General features: G+C 72.6%; 16 protein-coding genes. 7 read left to right on the top strand and 9 right to left on the bottom strand.

Annotated features, from left to right (window positions below):
- Positions 1 to 4 precede the first annotated feature (4 nt).
- Together AB0B68_RS06805 and AB0B68_RS06800 are read left to right on the top strand one after the other, a co-directional pair.
- Entirely contained in the window at positions 5 to 943 is a 939-nt protein-coding gene (locus AB0B68_RS06805) for a superoxide dismutase (RefSeq protein ID WP_357201143.1), read from the top strand.
- 134 nt (positions 944 to 1,077) lie between these two features.
- A complete protein-coding gene (locus AB0B68_RS06800; RefSeq protein ID WP_357201146.1) occupies positions 1,078 to 1,965 on the top strand; it encodes an endonuclease/exonuclease/phosphatase family protein in 888 nt (295 codons plus the stop codon).
- A gap of 76 nt (positions 1,966 to 2,041) precedes the next feature.
- Here AB0B68_RS06800 and AB0B68_RS06795 read toward each other — a convergent pair whose 3' ends face one another.
- Together AB0B68_RS06795 and AB0B68_RS06790 are read right to left on the bottom strand one after the other, a co-directional pair.
- A complete protein-coding gene (locus AB0B68_RS06795) occupies positions 2,042 to 2,926 on the bottom strand; it encodes an MHYT domain-containing protein (protein WP_357201149.1) in 885 nt (294 codons plus the stop codon).
- A gap of 165 nt (positions 2,927 to 3,091) precedes the next feature.
- On the bottom strand, positions 3,092 to 3,349 hold the full coding sequence (locus tag AB0B68_RS06790) for a hypothetical protein (RefSeq protein ID WP_357201152.1): 258 nt from the start codon (positions 3,347 to 3,349) through the stop codon (positions 3,092 to 3,094).
- A 135-nt stretch (positions 3,350 to 3,484) separates the two neighbouring features.
- On the opposite strand from AB0B68_RS06790, the gene AB0B68_RS06785 reads away from it, so the two are divergent.
- Genes AB0B68_RS06785 through AB0B68_RS06775 form a run of 3 tightly spaced genes read left to right on the top strand, consistent with a single transcriptional unit; the run spans position 3,485 to position 6,128 of the window.
- Complete coding sequence (locus AB0B68_RS06785) at positions 3,485 to 4,321, top strand: CPBP family intramembrane glutamic endopeptidase (protein ID WP_357201155.1); 837 nt, start codon at positions 3,485 to 3,487, stop codon at positions 4,319 to 4,321.
- Entirely contained in the window at positions 4,318 to 5,472 is a 1,155-nt protein-coding gene (locus AB0B68_RS06780; protein WP_357258200.1) for a histidine kinase, read from the top strand. Before AB0B68_RS06785 ends, AB0B68_RS06780 begins: the two co-directional genes overlap by 4 nt.
- Positions 5,469 to 6,128 carry a response regulator transcription factor gene (locus tag AB0B68_RS06775; RefSeq protein WP_357258199.1) on the top strand — a complete coding sequence of 220 codons (660 nt, stop codon included), beginning with the start codon at positions 5,469 to 5,471 and terminating at the stop codon, positions 6,126 to 6,128. Before AB0B68_RS06780 ends, AB0B68_RS06775 begins: the two co-directional genes overlap by 4 nt.
- 77 nt (positions 6,129 to 6,205) lie before the next feature.
- Here the strand turns inward: AB0B68_RS06775 and AB0B68_RS06770 are convergent, their stop codons facing one another.
- Complete coding sequence (locus AB0B68_RS06770; RefSeq protein WP_357201164.1) at positions 6,206 to 9,007, bottom strand: DEAD/DEAH box helicase; 2,802 nt, start codon at positions 9,005 to 9,007, stop codon at positions 6,206 to 6,208.
- A gap of 86 nt (positions 9,008 to 9,093) precedes the next feature.
- On the opposite strand from AB0B68_RS06770, the gene AB0B68_RS06765 reads away from it, so the two are divergent.
- Positions 9,094 to 9,852, top strand: a complete 759-nt coding sequence (locus tag AB0B68_RS06765; RefSeq protein WP_357201167.1) for an HAD-IA family hydrolase — start codon at positions 9,094 to 9,096, stop codon at positions 9,850 to 9,852.
- A 67-nt stretch (positions 9,853 to 9,919) separates the two neighbouring features.
- Positions 9,920 to 10,837 carry an EamA family transporter gene (locus AB0B68_RS06760; RefSeq protein WP_357258198.1) on the top strand — a complete coding sequence of 306 codons (918 nt, stop codon included), beginning with the start codon at positions 9,920 to 9,922 and terminating at the stop codon, positions 10,835 to 10,837.
- Here AB0B68_RS06760 and AB0B68_RS06755 read toward each other — a convergent pair.
- The 6 genes from AB0B68_RS06755 to AB0B68_RS06730 form a co-directional block, all read right to left on the bottom strand.
- Positions 10,800 to 11,741 (bottom strand): diacylglycerol kinase, encoded by a 942-nt coding sequence (locus AB0B68_RS06755; RefSeq protein WP_357201205.1) that lies wholly within the window; start codon positions 11,739 to 11,741, stop codon positions 10,800 to 10,802. The genes AB0B68_RS06760 and AB0B68_RS06755 overlap by 38 nt on opposite strands.
- A gap of 164 nt (positions 11,742 to 11,905) precedes the next feature.
- Positions 11,906 to 12,856: a twin-arginine translocase subunit TatC gene (gene tatC, locus AB0B68_RS06750; protein ID WP_355007963.1), complete on the bottom strand. Its 951-nt coding sequence runs from the start codon at positions 12,854 to 12,856 to the stop codon at positions 11,906 to 11,908.
- An 18-nt stretch (positions 12,857 to 12,874) separates the two neighbouring features.
- Entirely contained in the window at positions 12,875 to 13,189 is a 315-nt protein-coding gene (gene tatA, locus AB0B68_RS06745) for a Sec-independent protein translocase subunit TatA (RefSeq protein ID WP_124855346.1), read from the bottom strand.
- A gap of 159 nt (positions 13,190 to 13,348) precedes the next feature.
- Positions 13,349 to 13,594, bottom strand: a complete 246-nt coding sequence (locus tag AB0B68_RS06740; protein ID WP_357201176.1) for a hypothetical protein — start codon at positions 13,592 to 13,594, stop codon at positions 13,349 to 13,351.
- 10 nt (positions 13,595 to 13,604) lie between these two features.
- On the bottom strand, positions 13,605 to 14,654 hold the full coding sequence (locus AB0B68_RS06735; protein ID WP_357201179.1) for a YafY family protein: 1,050 nt from the start codon (positions 14,652 to 14,654) through the stop codon (positions 13,605 to 13,607).
- Positions 14,651 to 15,649, bottom strand: coding sequence for a WYL domain-containing protein (locus tag AB0B68_RS06730; protein WP_357201208.1), 999 nt, complete (start codon positions 15,647 to 15,649; stop codon positions 14,651 to 14,653). The genes AB0B68_RS06735 and AB0B68_RS06730 overlap by 4 nt, the downstream gene beginning before the upstream one ends.
- Between the last annotated feature and the right edge of the window lie 62 nt (positions 15,650 to 15,711).

Genomic DNA, 15,711 nt, shown 5'->3' with positions numbered 1-15,711 from the left:
CACAGTGAACCGCCCCCTCCGCACCACGCTTGGCAGCGCGTTGGCCGCCGTCATGCTGGCCACCGTCGCCGTCGCGCCGGCGCAGGCGCACCCCGCAGGGCGCCCGCCGGCCGTCCTCGCCCTCCCCGACGGGTTCCAGCCCGAGGGCATCGCCACCGCCGGCCGGTACGCCTACTTCGGCTCCCGCGCCACCGGTGCCATCCAGCGCGTCGACCTGGTCACCGGCCGGGGCACGACGATCGGCGCGGCGACCGGCACGCCGTCGCTCGGCCTCAAGGTCGACACACGTGGCCGGCTCTTCGTCTCCGGTGGCACGGCTGGCGACGCTCGCGTGCTCGACACCCGCACCGGCGAGGTGCTGGCCCGCTACCAGTTCGCCACCGCCCCGACGTTCGTCAACGACGTCGTGCTGACCCGCGACGCGGCATACTTCACCGACTCGAACCGGCCGGTGCTCTACCGGCTGCCGCTCGGTCGCGGTGGCGCGCTGCCGCCCGCCGACGCCTTCACCACGATCACGCTGACCGGCGCGTACGAGCAGGTCGGCACGGGGGTGAACCTCAACGGCATCGCCACCACACCCGACGGCCGGGCGCTGATCGTCGTCCAGTCCTCCACCGGCACGTTGTACCGGGTCGACCCGGCGACCGGGGCGAGCACCGTCGTGGACGTGCCGGGCCACACCTTCACCAACGGCGATGGACTTCTCCTGCTCGGCCGCACCCTTTACGTCGTGCAGAACCGCCTCAACCAGATCGCGGTGGTCCGGCTGAACCACTCTGGCACCGCCGGAGCGCTCACCGGCACCATCACCGATCCGCACTTCGACGTACCCACCACCGTCGCCAAGGCGCTGGGCCGGCTCTACCTGCCCAACGCCCGGTTCACCACACCGCCGACCCCCACCACGCCCTACACGGCGGTCGCGGTCCGCGCCCACTGAGCGACCCGAGGGGCACCCGCCGCGCGGGTGCCCCCTCGGCCCACCGCTCCTGGGACCTCGATCGTCGTTTCGGCCGCCAGTAAGATCACTGGCACCTCGGCGACGACTGTCGCCTCGCGCACCCCGGAGTCCGTGTGGCCGCCCGTCCCTATCGGTTCCTGCGCCGAACCCTGGTCGTGGGCTGCATCCTCGCCGCCGCCGCACTGCCCGCCAACCCGCAGGCCGCACCACCGGCCGCACCGCCGGCCGCGCCCACCGGCGTCGCGCAACCCACGGTCCTGCGAATGCTGCAGATGAACCTCTGCAACAGTGGCCTCGCCGGCTGCTACACCGGCCGCGCGATGGCCAGGGCCGCAGAGGTGATCACCGCCGAGGCGCCCGACCTGGTCACCCTCAACGAGATCTGCGCGGACGACCTGCCGGCCCTGCGCCGGGTGTTCCAAACCGTCCACCCTGGCCAGAGCGTGGTGGCCGCGTTCCAGGCCGCCGGCGACCGCCCGAGCGGCGACGACACCCGCTGCCGCAACGGACAACGGTTCGGCATCGGGTTACTGGCCCACCTGCGGACGCCGGGCACACCGAGCACCGTGTACGCCGGAACCCACCCCACGCAGGACCTCGCGGACCCCGAGGAACGGGCCTGGCTCTGCGTCGACGTCGACAGCGCTCTGCTCGCCTGCACCACGCACCTGTCGGCCAGCGGCGGCTACCGCGTCGCGCTCGCGCAGTGCGACCACCTGCTCGGCACCATCCTGCCGACGATCAGCCGCGACGCCGGGTACGAGCCGACAGTGCTCGGCGGTGACCTCAACCTGCGCGCCGGCCCCGACCCCGACGTGCGGTCCTGCATCCCACCTGGCCATCAGCGGGTCGACGATGGCCGACTGCAACACGTCACGGCGACCGCCGACATCACCCTCTGCTGTCGCAGCCAGGTGCCCATGAACGGGACGACCGACCACCCCGGGCTGCTGGTCACCCTCACGATCGACAGCAGCCGTCCCGGCCGGCGGCCGGCCTGATCCCCCTCCGCCCGGGCACCGAGACGGCCGGATCCACGAGGTCGCCAGCACCGCGGCGCGGGCCGGCCGCACGGCGTCAGCGCGGCGGCGTGTCCCGGCGGGACGGGAACGGAGTACCGGGCTGGCCGAGGGTGGAGCGGGCGCGCAACCCGACCGGGTCGGGAGCGGGGGCGGGTGCCGGGGCCGGCGGCTCCGAGAGCCGCAGCCCGTTCAGGTACGCGGTGGCGGCCCGGTCGTCATCGGTCGGAGCGGCGAGCAGCGCGTAGAGCAGACCGACCACGCCGAAGATCACCGCCAGCACGATCGGCACCAGCAGGGTGCTCACCCCGGCGCCGGTCACCTCACCCGCCCGCTCGTGGCGGTGCACCGACAGGGCGCTCATGCCGGTGAAGTGCATCCCGTTGACGGCGATCCCCATGACCAGCGCGGACGCGAAGATCGCCAAGCCCCGCCGGACGGTCATCGCGAGCCACAGCGCGACGGTGGACGCCACCACGGCGATGACCACCGAGAGCACGACCCGGACCGTGTCGTAGCCGAGGGTGCCGTTGAGGCGCATGGCGGCCATGCCGGTGTAGTGCATGGAGGCCACGCCGACGCCGGTGAAGACACCGCCGGCGATCAGTCGTACCGGATTGAGCCGGCCGGTGCCCACGATGGCCAGGCCGATACCGACCGCCACCACGGCGATGACGGTGCTGGCCGCGGTCAGCGGCACGTCGTAACGGATCCGGGTGTTCTCGACGGCGAAGCCGAGCATGGCCATGAAGTGCATCGCCCAGATGGCGGTGCCGCCCAGCGCCCAGGCCGACAGCAGACCCCACCACGCCCGCTGGCCGTTCGTCCGGGCCGTACGGATGCGCCCGGCGCAGACCAGACCGAGGATCGAGCCGAGCACGGACAGCGCGTAACTCAACGCGGGCGTGATCCACCCGTACTCAAAGTGATTGATTTCCGCCACGGCGGCTTTCTCCCCATTCGTTACCGATGCGTCAACAAGACGCCCCGGCAATGATCAGGGGTGCTGTGATCAGGCGCAATAGGCCCCCCGGGCTATTCGAGGGGTGCCGTTTCGGTAACCGTCCGCTGCGTCGATTTACCCGACGAAAGTTGCTGGGCGTAACTATCACGCTGACGTGTGGTACGCGAGAACGCCTCGATTGACGGCCGCTATAGCCTGTCGAGCTGTCGACCGCAGCTCCGTTGTGGCACCGCCGGAGTCGGCAATCTGACCGAGCAGGTCGACGACCTGGCGGGTCCACCGGACGAGGTCACCGGCGGACATCTCACCATCGATCTCATGACCGCTGCCGAGCACCTTCGCCAGCGCCTCCCCCGGGCCCCCGGGAAGCGCGGCCTCCCGGGTGTGGCGCGGTGCGGGCACGCACCTCGACGGCCCGTTTGTCCCCCGTGCGAGCTACCGCAGGTGCGCTCCGAGCGGTGACGATTTCCGGCAGGCGAAAAAATAGCGTTCAACCCAGGCCGCTGCGCCCGTGCAACGGCCTTGGGAAGGACTCCGATGCGTTTCGTAAAGCAACTCGTGGCCGTCGCGGCGGTCGCTTTCGCCGGCGGCCAGGCCATCGTCGCCGCGCAGGGCAACGACTGGCTCACACTGCCACTCGGCGTGCTGACGTCGGTGCTCGCCATCCTCGTCTACATCTGGGTCGTACGGCGTACCGAACGTCGCGCGGTCACCGAACTCGCGAGGGCCGGAGCCGTCTCGCAGACCGGCCTGGGAACGGTGCTCGGGGTCGGGATGTTCGTGGCCGTCCTCGTCACCATCGCGCTCTCCGCCGAGTACCACATCAACGGCTTCGGTTCGGCGACGGGCGCGATGGGGCTGGTCGGGTTCATGGCCGCCGCCGCCGTGACCGAGGAGGTGCTCTTCCGCGGCGTCCTGTTCCGCATCATCGAGGAACGCGCCGGCACCTGGATCGCCCTGCTCCTCTCCGGGGTGGCGTTCGGCATGATGCATCTGACCAACCCGGATGCCAGCCTGTGGGGCGCGACCGCGATCACGATCGAGGCCGGGTTCATGTTCGCCGCCGCCTACGCCGCAACCCGCAACCTGTGGCTGCCGATCGGCCTGCACTTCGGCTGGAACATCGCCGCGGGCGGCATCTTCAGCTCCGTGGTTTCGGGCAACGAGCAGTCGAAGGGCCTGCTGGAGACTGCGATGTCGGGCCCGGCGCTGCTCACCGGGGGTAACTTCGGCCCCGAGGCGAGCGTGTTCGCGGTCACGGCGGGCGTGCTGATGACCGCGGGGTTCATGTGGATGGCTCACCGCCGCGGCACCATCGTCCCGCGTCGCCGCCGCGCGGCCGCCGCCCCGGCGACGGTTACAGTCACCGCGTGATCGACCGTCGGACGTTCCTGGACCGGTGGCGGCAGCACGCCGTCACGGTCCGGGATCTCCCGGTGGCACTGCTGCTCGCCGCCGCGTCGGTGGTGCCGGCGTTGCAGGACCGCGGGACGCAGCTCGGCGACCTGCCGGCGCGTCCCTTCGACGCGCTGGCCACCGTGGCGATCCTCCTCCAGTGCCTGCCACTCGCCGTCCGTCGACGCTGGCCGGCGCTCTGCCTCACCCTGGTGTCCCTCGGCTTCGCGCTCGACCAGCTCCGGGCCTACCACACGGTGGCGGGTGCCGGGCTTGCCATCGCGCTGGTGAGCGCGGCGGCCCACCTCGACCAGCACCGGCGGACCGCGGTGGTCCTGGCCTCCGCCGCGTACGTGTCGCTGGCTGTCGCCCTGCATCGGCAAGGCTCGACCGAGGGCGTGCTCGGGTTCGGCACGTTCTATCTGATGCTGGCCTTCGCGTGGGGCATCGGGGTGTGGCTACGGCAGTCCCGGGCAGCCGAGGCGGAACGCCGTCGACACGTCGCCCTGGCAGCCCGCAACGCCGAACGCACTCGCATCGCCAGCGAACTCCACGACGTGGTGACCCACCATGTGACGGCGATGGTCGTGCAGGCGGAGGCGGCGCGTTACCTGACCGCCGCCCCCGAGCGCCTCGACACGACCCTGACCGCCATCACCGACACAGGCCGGCGGGCCATCACCGACCTGCGGCATCTGCTCGACCTGCTCAACCCCGACCACGCCACCGATCCTCGTACGCCGGCCGTCGGCGACCTGCGCGCCCTCGTGGAGCAGACCCGCCGGGCCGGGCAGCCTGTGGAGTTCACCGAGGAGGGCAGCCCCGCGGGGGTGACCGGCGGCGGCGAGGTCGTCGCCTACCGGGTCGTGCAGGAGGCGCTGACGAACGCCCTCAAGCACGACCACGGCAGCCGCGCCATCGTCCACGTGCGGCACGGCGAAAGGGACACCTCGGTGAACGTCAGCACCGACGGATCGGGCTCGCCCGCCGCGACGCCCGGTGGGAGCGGGCGTGGCCTCGCCGGGCTACGCGAACGGGTCCACGTGCTCGGTGGCGAGTTCAGCGCGGAACGGCAGGCGGGCGGCGGTTTCGTCGTGCGGGCCCGCATCCCCACCGGGAGCCCGTCGTGACCGCGTCTGTCCGGGTGCTTGTCTGCGACGACCAGGAGCTGATCCGCACCGGCTTCGCCACGATCATCGACGCCCAGCCCGACATCGACGTGGTGGGCGAGTGCGGCAACGGGCGCGACGCTGTCGCCCTCGCCCGCCGGCTGCGCCCGGACGTGGTCGTCATGGACGTACGGATGCCGATCCTCGACGGCATCGGGGCGACCCGGCTGCTGGCCGGCCCCGGGGTCACCGAGCCCGTCAAGGTGCTCGTGGTGACGACGTTCAACCTCGACGAGTACGTGTACGAGGCGCTGCGCGCCGGGGCGAGCGGTTTCCTGCTCAAGGACGCCCCTCCGGCCCAACTGCTGCACGGCATCCGCACTGTCGCGTCCGGTGCCGCGCTGCTGGCGCCCGAGGTGACCCGGCAGCTCGTGGGCAGGTACGCCGAGCGGATCCGCCCGGCCGGGGGCACCGTGGACGCCGTCGGCCTGACTCCGCGTGAGCTGGAGGTGTTGCGCCTCGTCGCCACCGGCCTGTCCAACGGCGAGATCGCCGCCCGGCTGGTGATCAGCCAGGAGACCGTGAAGACCCACGTGTCACGGATCCTCACCAAGCTCGACCTGCGCGACCGGGTGCAGGCGGTCGTCTACGCCTACCGGACGGGCCTGGTGAGCTGACTGTCGACGTCAGCGGGGCGGGTTGTCCGGCGCGACCGCTGCGTCGATCAGCCGACGGTCTTCACCGGGAGTAGTAATCAGACCGAGGTGTGGTAGGCCAGAACACCCCGGTTGACCGCCGCGATCGCCTGCCGGGCGGTGGACCGCAGCTCCGGCGAAGCGCCCCCGGAGTCGGCAAGCTGACCGAGCAGATCGACGACCTGTCGGGCCCACCGGACGAAGTCACCGGCGGGCATCTCACCATCGATCTCGTGACCGCTGCCGAGCACCTTCGCCAGCGCCTCCCCCCGGGCCCACCGGTAGACGGGCCAGGCGAAACCTAGATCCGGCTCCCGGGTCGCCGTCAGCCCTCGCGCCGCCTCGTCGGCCTCGATCTCCCCCCACAGCTTCAGCGTCTCGTCCACCGCGTCGGCCACCGGCCCGCGCGGCAGCGACGCCCTCTCGTCGACATCGCGGCGCGCCTCGAACACCACCACCGACACCGCGGCGGCCAACTCGGCCGGGGACAGCCCGTTCCACACCCCCCGGCGCAGGCACTCGGCGACCAGCAGGTCCGCCTCGGTCCAGATCCGGCCCAGCATCCGACCGGCGTCGGTGACCGCGCCGTCGCGGGCGAGGTAGCCACGCTCGGTCAGCAGCGCCACGATCCGGTCGAACGTTCGCGCGAGGGACCCGGTACGACCACTGACGCGCTCGCGCAGCTCCTCGGTGTCGCGCTCCAGCCGCCGACGCCGCTCAGCCCAGCGGGCGTGATCCTCGCGCTCCGGGCAGGCGTGGCAGGGGTGGTGACGCAGCTCGCTGCGGAGCTGGGTGATCTGGTGGTCCTCGCCGGTCGCCTGCCGGGAACGGCCCCCGCGTCGGCCAGCGTGCCGATCCAGGCCGGTGCCGCTGACCTCGGCGGCGAGATCCCGCCGGGCGCCCGGGGACCGGTGGTTGAAGTGTTTGGGCACCCGGATCCGGGCCAACACCTCGGCCGGAGTGGTGAAGTCGCCGGGGCTGACCCGCCCGGCCCAACGGTCCTGGGTAAGCACCAACGGACGGGGCTCACCGAACCCACCGGTCGCCGGGTCCAACACCACGGCCAGCCCAGCCCGCCGGCCCGACGGCACCCGGATCACGTCGCCGACCCGTAGCCGCTCCAGCGAGGCCACCGCGGCGGCCTTGCGCTGGGTCTGCCCCTGCCGGGCGATCGCCTTCTCCCGATCGGCGATCGCCACCCGCAGCGCGAAGTACTCGTCGAAGTCGCCGTGGTGGCAGGCGGCCTCCGCGCCGTACGCCTCGATGGTCTCGGTGTTGCGCTGCACCTGCCGGGCCAGGCCGACCACCGACCGGTCCGCCTGGAACTGGGCGAACGAGGACTCCAGCAGCGCCCGGGCCGGCTCCGCGCCGACCGTGCCGACCAGGTTCACCGCCATGTTGTACGACGGCCGGAAGCTGGAGCGCAGCGGATAGGTGCGGGTGGACGCGAGCCCGGCCACGTGCCGTGGGTCAATCTCCGGGGACCACACCACGACGGCGTGCCCCTCCACATCGATGCCTCGGCGGCCGGCACGCCCGGTGAGCTGGGTGTACTCCCCCGGGGTCAGGTCGACGTGCGCCTCGCCGTTGTACTTGACCAGCCGTTCCAGCACCACGCAGCGGGCCGGCATGTTGATGCCCAAAGCCAGCGTCTCGGTGGCGAAGACCGCCTTGACCAGGCCGCGGACGAACAGCTCCTCGACGACCTCCTTGAACACCGGCAGCATGCCGGCGTGGTGGGCGGCCAGGCCGCGTTCCAGGCCGTCGAGCCACTCCCAGTAGCCCAGGACCGACAGGTCCTCGCCGGGAATGGCGGTGACCCGCGACTCGACGACCCGGCGGATCTCGGCCCGTTCCTCCGCCGAGGTGAGCCGCAACCCGGCGGCGAGGCACTGCTGCACCGCGGCGGCGCAACCGGCCCGGCTGAAGATGAACAAGATCGCCGGTAGCAGACCCTCCCGGTCCAGCCGGTCGACGATGTCCGGGCGCAACGGGCCACGCCAACGCGGGCCACGCCGGCCGGCACCGGGCCCGGCGCTGCGCCCCTCCCCCAACTCCAGCCGCCGCGCGGTCTCCCGGGTGTAGCGCAGCAACTCCGGGTGCACGTCGTGCTTGCGGGCGGCGTCGGCGTCGTGGAACAGGTCGAACATCCGCTTGCCGACCAGCATGTGCTGCCACAACGGCACCGGCCGGTGCTCACTGACCACCACGGCGGTCTCCCCGCGCACGGTGACCAGCCAGTCGGCGAACTCCTCGGCGTTGGAGACCGTCGCCGACAACGAGACCAGGGTGACCGAAGCCGGCAGGTGAATGATCACCTCTTCCCACACTCCACCGCGGAACCGGTCAGCCAGGTAGTGCACCTCGTCCATCACCACGTACGCGAGGCCCTGGAGGGTGCTGGAGCCCGCGTAGAGCATGTTGCGCAGCACCTCGGTGGTCATCACCACCACCGGCGCGTCGCCGTTGATCGCGTTGTCGCCGGTCAGCAGGCCGACCTGCTCGGCGCCGTACCGGGCGACCAGGTCGTGGTACTTCTGGTTGGACAGCGCCTTGATCGGGGTGGTGTAGAAGCACTTGCGTCGCACCGGTGGGGTCGTCGCGTCGACGGCGGGCGCCGGGTCGTCGGGCCGACCCCGCAACGCCAGGTGGACGGCGAACTCCCCGACCACCGTCTTACCGGCGCCGGTGGGAGCGCAGACCAGCACACCGCTGCCCCGCTCCAGCGACTGGCACGCCTCCCGCTGGAAGTCGTCGAGGTCGAACCCCAACTCGAGGGCGAACTCGTCCAGCGCCGGAAACTGTGCGGCTTGTGCGGCCTTGCGGCGCGCCGCTGCGTACCGCTCGGCGGGGCTCGACATGGCACCAAGATTAGTGCGTGCCGCGTCATGTCACCCCACAAGGCCGTCCGGAGGCTCGGTCGGGGGCGGTCGGTAGGGTGCACGGCGTGCCGGACCATGCCGAACCGCCCCAGACCAGTCCGCCGGGCACCACCGAGCGCCGGGCGTCCCGACGCCCTGTCAAGGCGGTGCTCTTCGACTTCCACGGCACCCTGGCCCAGGTGGAGGAGCCCCAGCGGTGGGTGTCGGAGGCCGCGGCGGCGTGCGGCGTCACCCTGGACCGCGTCCGCGCCACCTCACTGGCCGACCGACTGCTCACCGCCGGACGCGCCGGCGGGCCACTGCCGGCACGGGTGCCGCCCCGACTCGCCGAACTGTGGGCCGACCGGGACCTCTACCAACACGCCCACCGGGGCGCGTACACCGGGCTGGCCGAGACCGTCGACGCCGGCATCGACGGCTTCGCCGACGCGCTCTACGAGCGGCTGCTGACCACCGAGGGCTGGCTGCCGTACGCTGACACCGCCCCCACGCTGACCGCGTTACGCGATGCCGGGGTGCCGGTGGCGGTGGTCAGCAACATCGGCTTCGACCTGCGGCCGCACTTCGACGCCTGGGGGCTGACAGACCTGGTCGGCGCGTTCGTGCTCTCGTACGAGGTGGGGCGCTGCAAACCCGACCCGGCGATCTTCTGGCGTGCCTGCGGCATGCTGGGCGTCGACCCGGAGCAGACCCTGATGGTCGGTGACACCCCGGCGGACGCGGGCGCGGTGGCCGCCGGCTGCTCGGCGCTGGTGCTCCCGGCAGCCGAGCCGGGCCGGGAGAACGGGCTGGGCGCGGTGCTCGACCTCGCCCTGCCCGGCTGACCTGCGGTTGCCTCGGCCACGCCGGTGGAAGCCGCCGCAGGTTGGCCAGGGCGGACGGCCTAGCGTCGTGCCCGTGACCGAGATCCTGCTGCCCACGCCGGCACCGGCAGAAACGCCACCAGCCCGCGGCGGCGGCGTCGTCGCGGTGGGGCTGGTGCTCGGTGGGGCCCTGTCGGTGCAGTTCGGCGCCGCCGTGGCCGCGTTGCTCTTCCCGCGTACCGGGGTGGCCGGTGCGGTGACCCTGCGGCTGACCATCGCGGCGGTGCTGCTGCTCGTCGTGTGCCGGCCCCGCCTGCGCGGACACGACCGGTCGGCCTGGCTGGCGGCCGGCGCGTTCGGGCTGGCGCTGGCCGGCATGAACTCGCTGTTCTACCAGGCCATCGAACGCATCCCGCTCGGCCCGGCGGTGACGCTCGAGGTGCTCGGCCCCCTCGCGCTGTCGGTGTTCTCCGCCCGCCGACTGGCCAGCTGGGGCTGGGCGGGGCTCGCGCTGGCCGGGGTGGCCCTGCTCGGGCAGGGCGGCTTCGACAGGCTGAACCCGGTCGGCGTGGCCTTCGCGTTCGGCGCGGGCGCCATGTGGGCCGCGTACATCGTGCTGAGCGCCCGGGTCGGCGGCCGCTTTCCCGGCGCGGACGGGCTGGCCCTGGCGCTGACCGTCGCCGCGCTGGTCACCCTGCCGCTGGGCATCGTCGACGGCGGCGCGGCGCTGCTCGACCCGCGGGCGCTGGCCCTCGGCGCCGCCCTCGCCGTGCTCGCCTCCGGGCTGCCCTACACCCTGGAGCTGATGGCGCTGCGGCGGATGCCCACCGCCACCTTCGCCGTTCTGATGAGCCTCGGCCCGGCCGTCGCCACCCTCGCCGGCTGGCTGGTGCTGCGGCAGGAGTTGACAGTGCTGGAGTGCACCGCCATCGTGCTGGTGATCGTCGCCAGCATCGGCGCGGTACGGGTCAACGCAGCAGCCGCACGGCGCCCGGAACCGCGCTGATCGTCACCGGCAACTCCAGGGAGCGTTCCCCGTCGGCGTACGACGTGATGCCCTCGGCCGCCAACTCCACGGTGCGGGCCCGGAAGCTGCGCACCAGCGGATGACTGATGTGGGTGCCCTGGTAGATACGCGGCTTCACCCGGACCAGGGTGCGCCGGTTGACCCGACCCGCCACCACCACGTCGAGCAGCCCGTCGGTCGGGTCCGCGTCGGGGCAGATCCGCATCCCACCGCCGTACGTGGGGCAGTTGCCCACCGCCACGAGCACCGCGTCCAGGTCGTGCGGCACCCCGTCGAGGCGCAGCGTGTAGCGGCGTGGGCGCAGCCGGGCCAGCTCGACCAGGATCGCCAGGTCGTATCGGCGCGGGCCGCGGGGCCAGCGCATCCGGTTGGCCCGCTCGTTGACGATCGCGTCGAAGCCAGCCGCGAGGACCGCCCCGTACCAGCGCTCGACGCCGTCGACTCCTACCATCCGGGCCAGGTCGACCGGTTGACTGCGGCCGTCGCGTACCGCCTCGGCGATCACCGCCGCCGCAGCCAGGGGGTCGGCCGGAAAGCCGGTGTCCAGGGCGAAGTCGTTGCCGGTGCCGGCCGGGATCGGGCCGAACGGCACGTCGGTCCCGGCGACCGCCTGCAACGCCCGGTGCACGGTGCCGTCGCCGCCGACCGCCACCAGCGCACCCGCGCCGTCCGCGACCGCCTGACGGCATGCCGCCTCCGCCTCGCCTGGGCTGGACGCCGACAGCACTCGAAGCGGCCGACCCGCGTCGGCCAGCCCGTCCAACAACCGGGGCAGCAGTGCGCTGTACCGTCCCCGACCGGCGGACGGGTTGGTGAGCACGGCCACCGGCCCACCGGCGAGCGGGGCGCGGTCGACGGGTTCGCCGGCGACCGGGCCGGGCAGGTGGTCGTCTGCGGTCACGGGCAGCACCGTACCGGTCGGACACCCGCCGTTCACCAGGGGCAGGTGCCGTCACCAACAGTTCCGCCGCCGCCGCGGCAGGTGACGCGACGACGCCGCCCCCGAAACACGGGGACGGCGTCGGTGGACCGGTCGGCGCGGAGCCGTCAGGTCATGTCGTCGTAGCGGCGTTCGATCGGCGCCGGTTTGGCGATCGGCTCGGGTTCGCCGATCGGCGCTGCCGAGTCGACCCGCTGCCCGGCCACGACCGGGTCCGCGTCGAACTCCAACGGCGACACCTCGTCGTCGTCGATGCCGGCGTAGATCTCCTTGCCGCGCCCACGCCGCTTGTCGTTGAGGAAGGCGACGCCCACCGCACCGAAGTAGAGAGCGGAGAGGCAGATCGCCAGGGCCGTCATGCCGAACGGGTCCGGCGTCGGAGTGACCACGGCGGAAAACGCGAAGAACACGAAGATCGCCACGCGCCACCAGCTGAGCAACCGCTTCGCGCTGGCGATGCCCACGAAGTTGAGCATCAGCACGACGAGCGGGAACTCGAAGGCCACGCCGAACAACAGGATCAGGTTGGTGACGAAGGAGATGTACTTGGTGATCTCCAAGGTCGTGCTGATCTCGCTGTCCGAGATGCTGAGCAGGAACTCCAAGCCCTTGGCCGTGACGAAGTACGCCAGCACCGCACCGGCCGCGAACAGCGGCGCGGCGAGGGCGGTGAAGAAGTACGCGTAGCGCCGCTCGTGCCGGTGCAGGCCGGGCGCGATGAACGCCCAGAGCTGGTACAGCCAGATCGGTGCGGCCACGATCAACCCGACCCAGAGCGCGACCTTCAGGTTGAGCAGGAACAGGTCGGCCGGGCCGAGCTGCACGAACTCGCACTTGCCGTCGACATATCGGGCCTGCGGCAGGTCACAGTAGGGCTGCTGGAGCAGGTGCAGCACCGGCTTGGCCAACCAGAAACCGAAGCCGAACCCGATGAGGATCGCCACGGACGCGCGGAACAGACGGTTGCGCAGCTCACGAACGTGCTCGATGAGCGTCATCGAGCCGTCGGCGGCCCGTTCGAACGACTTGGGGCCGCGTTTACGCAGTGCGAAGGCCACGGGAGTGGGGCCCTTCGGTCAGTTGTCGCGGACGCGGTGCACCGGGTCGACGACCGGCTGCTGCGGCGGGGCCTGCTGGTACGGGGCCTGCTGCGGCTGGCCAGCGTACGGCGCCTGCTGCCCGGCGTGCGGCGGCAGCGGCTGGTAGCCGGCCTGCGCGTCGGCCTTCTCGGCGAGGTCGCGGTCGTCATCCTGCAGGCTCTTGGTCTCGGCCTTGATGATCCGCAGCGACCGACCCAGCGAACGGGCCGCGTCGGGGAGCCGCTTCGCACCGAAGAGCAGGATCAGCACAACCACGAGAACAGCGATGTGCCACGGCTTGAGGGCACCCATGAGAAGCTCCAGTCGCTCTGTGTCCGGGGGGTGGTACGCAGCCCATCGTACGTGCGGATCGGCTGCCTGCCACCCGCTGGGTGGTGGTGGTCTGGGCGGGAGGGTGAAGTCTTGACCAACCCGCGATGATCCGTCAACCATCGCCGGGTGCGTGCCCGATCAGCCGCGCTTGGCCTTGATCACCGCGAGTCGCTGGGACGTGGTGTCGAGCCGACGTTGGACTTCCTCGGCACGCTGTTGCAGCGCCTCGGCGGTGTCCCGCAGCGCCTCGGCCTCCGCAGCGCGCCGCTGCAACGCCACGGCGGCGCGGCGCAGTCGGGGCAGCCGGGCCAGCACCGGGCGCACGGCCAACGCGAGCACCACGAGAGGTAGCAGCACCACCGCGAGCACGATCCAGATCAGCACGGCGGTCAGCCTACTGGGTGCGGCCGGCCACCGCCGGGTCACCCGACGGCGCGCGCTCCGGGTCGACCTCGGGCAGCCGGGGCACGGCCGCGGGCACGGCGTACGCATCCAGCGCGGCGGCCGCCGTCGCCCGCACCTGCTCGGCCAACTCCACCGGGGCGACCACTGTCACCTCCGGGCCGAGGCCCAGCACGAACCGGCGGGCCCACCCCAGGTCGGTGACCCGCAGGGAGACGAGCCACTGGTCGCCGTCACCGGCCTCGACCCGCTCGCACGGGTAGTACTCGGTGATCCACCGTTCGCCCCGACCGATGCGCAGGGTGATCAACGGTAGGTCGGCCGAGGGGCGGAACACGCCCTCGGTGAGGTCGTGCGGGACGGCCTGGGGCGGCACCGTGGCCGGCTCGTCCAGCTCGGTGACCGCGTCGATCCGGTCGGCGCGGAACAGCCGGACGGCCTCCGCGCGCCGACACCACGCCTCCACGTACGCCCGCCCGCCGACCATCAGCATCCGCAGCGGGTCGATGACCCGCTCGGTGGTCTCGTCCCGGGCGGCCGTGTAGTAGGTGATCCGCAGGGCCCTGCCGCCCTCCACGGCGGCGCGCAGCGCCTCGACCCGCGGGGTGTCCCCGGGTAACCGGACCGCCACCGGCGCGCCCACCAGGTCTCCTGCGGCCTCGATCTTGGCGAGGGCCCGTTCGACGGCCTCCCGGTTGGCCACCCCGGGCGTCTCGGCCAGCATGCGCAGCGCCACCACGAGGGCCAGGGCCTCGTCGGGGGTCAGTCGCAACGGCCGGTCGATGCCGGCGTCGTAGGTGATGGTCACCCGGTCACCGTCGAACGCCATGTCGATCAGGTCACCGGGGCCGTACCCGGGGAGCCCGCACACCCAGAGCAGCTCCAGATCCTCCCGGAGCTGGCGCTCGGTGACGCCCAGGTCACCGGCCGCCTCGGCGATCTCGATGCCGGGCCGGGCCAGCAGGTAGGGCACCAGGTTGAGCAGTCGGGCCAGCCGGTCGGCGGACGCGCGGGAGCCGTTGCGGGCGGCCGGGCGGGTCACCGGGCACCCCCGCCGACGGCCAGCTCGTCGTGGCGCACGGCGATCTCCTTGAGTCGTTGGATGACCGCCTCGCGGACCTCCGGTGGGTCGATGACCCGCACGTCCGGGCCGTAGCCGACGAGATGACCGGCCAGCCCGTCCGGGTCGGCGTACGGCAGGACCAGCCAGTCGCCGTCCGGCCCGGCGGTCACCTCCACCGCCCAACGGCGCAGCCCGGCGGCCCGCCCGGGCGCGGCCAGCACGGTGGCCCGACCGGTGCGCTCCACCGGACCCGACCAGCGGGCCACGTGGCTGATCAGGTCGACGTTGGCCGGCGGCTCGTACGCGCCGGGGGCGCCAGTCACCCGGACCGCGCCGACGACCCGGGACAGCCGGAAGCAGCGGGTCGCCTCCCGGTCCTGGTCGTGGCCGACCACATACCACCGGCCGCGCCAGCAGACCACGCCCCACGGTTGCAACCGTCGCCGGGTGGGCGCGTCGCGATCGGGCACCCGGTAGTCGAACCCCACCTCGCGGCGGTCCCGGGCGGCGGCGGTCAGCGGCGCGAACGCCGGGTCGACAGTGACCATCGGCTCCAGGCCGAGGGTCGCCTGCGGGTCCACGTCCACCCCGGCGGCGCGCAGCTTGGCCAGCCCCGACGACGCGGCGGCGGCCAACCCGGCGTGCTGCCACAGTCGGGCGGCGATGCCGACCGCTGCGGCCTCGTCCGGTTCGAGGAGGATGTCGGGCAGCGCGTATTCACGGTGGGCGATCCGGTAGCCGGGCTCGGCGTCGAAGGCGCTCGCCGTGCCGGTCTCCAGTGGGACACCCAGCTCGCGCAGCTCGGCCTTGTCCCGCTCGAACTTGCGTTGGAACGCCTCGTGGTCGCGCGCGTCGTCCGGATCGTGCTCGTAACCGGGCACGGTCGCGGCGATCTGCGCGGCGGTCAGGAACCGTCGCGTGGACAGCAGGCAGATCACCAGGTTGACCAGGCGTTCGGTGCGGGTCCGCGACACGCGGTAGACGCTAGCAGCCGACCCGCCCACACCGCGCACCCGCGCGGGCGTGCCGCACACTT

The sequence above is a fragment of the Micromonospora sp. NPDC049049 genome (assembly GCF_040649115.1).
Lineage (GTDB): Bacteria > Actinomycetota > Actinomycetes > Mycobacteriales > Micromonosporaceae > Micromonospora.
The sequence above is the reverse complement of the archived record's forward strand: the minus strand, read 5'-3'. Positions and strand labels throughout refer to the sequence as shown.

What these genes read in the sequence shown, in the direction of transcription:
- AB0B68_RS06770 (WP_357201164.1), bottom strand. Translation starts at nt 9,007, where the DNA reads ATGTCGAGCCCCGCCGAGCGGTACGCAGCGGCGCGCCGCAAGGCCGCA.
- tatA (WP_124855346.1), bottom strand. Translation starts at nt 13,189, where the DNA reads ATGGGTGCCCTCAAGCCGTGGCACATCGCTGTTCTCGTGGTTGTGCTG.
- AB0B68_RS06785 (WP_357201155.1), top strand. Translation starts at nt 3,485, where the DNA reads ATGCGTTTCGTAAAGCAACTCGTGGCCGTCGCGGCGGTCGCTTTCGCC.